The following is a 983-nucleotide window of genomic DNA, read 5'->3' on the forward strand; positions in this document are numbered from 1 at the left end:
CTAACAATAGGGCGTATGTAAGGTTTGAAAATGCTTACTATTTGGTCACTAATCTTTGCTCCAGGTACTTCAAAAAGATATTTTTGTTGCTCATAAATAACTTTAATCGTTTGAAATACTGTTGTATCTTTTTCTGAAAATCCCCTAGATTTAACCTTCCCTAAGAGTTCATTTAGTGTTAAAATACCTTTATTTAGTAGCTTTAAAAGTGAACGCTTCCTAGAATATGTCTTTCGATAAATCTTCTTCCTAAGTTTGCTGTAAGTTAACTGTTTTATCTTTTGTTCTTTGAATTTAGACCTTGGTATCTTGATTTTATTGCTTGTACACAATGCTGGAATCTGTTTCTCCCAGAGCCAAGTACAAGCTTCCCAAAGTAGTTTAACATGAGTAGGAATACGTAGATAAACTTCATAGCAGGTAGCATCCATCAGTAACACATTTTTATCAGGAATTTCAGCTTTCCAGCTATTAATCATCACACTTTGGAATAGATTCAAATCTAAATATTCTCCCAAATAAGACCTTACCCTTGAGACAAAAGCATTATCTTTAATACTTTCATTATCAGCAAGTAAAGTACCACAGAACATTTGCATTGCCCAATTCGTGTGAAATTGCTCTAATAATTTTTCATCGCTTAAACCAGTATAATGTTTTAAGAACATCATACCAAAAAGTCCTTTGGCAGGAAGCCATGAAGGTGCTCCAGAAACCTTAGTCTTCTGGGGTAAAAGCTTTTCAAGAGAATCCCAATCAATGGTTTGGTGAATTTTCCCGAGAACCGTAGTATTCTTGAATAAATACCATTTATTGAAATTTGGAGAATCTAGCTCAAACAGTGTATATTGCATCTGTATTATATTTTTTAGCAGAAACAAAATACAGAAAAACCCTGAAAATTGCCAATATTGACACTTTTTCGGGGTTATTTTATTTATAATGTATTGATAATCAAATAATTATATTACTAAAGGGAAGCC

The 983-nt window shown here is 32.6% G+C and carries 1 protein-coding gene; it reads right to left on the reverse strand.

Annotated features, from left to right (window positions below):
• Positions 1–854 (reverse strand): transposase (locus tag VB264_RS25020; RefSeq protein WP_323254139.1); only part of this gene is annotated, 854 nt, incomplete at its 3' end.
• Between the last annotated feature and the right edge of the window lie 129 nt (positions 855–983).

Origin of the sequence: Arcicella aquatica, assembly GCF_034928825.1 — a bacterium.
GTDB lineage: Bacteria > Bacteroidota > Bacteroidia > Cytophagales > Spirosomataceae > Arcicella > Arcicella aquatica.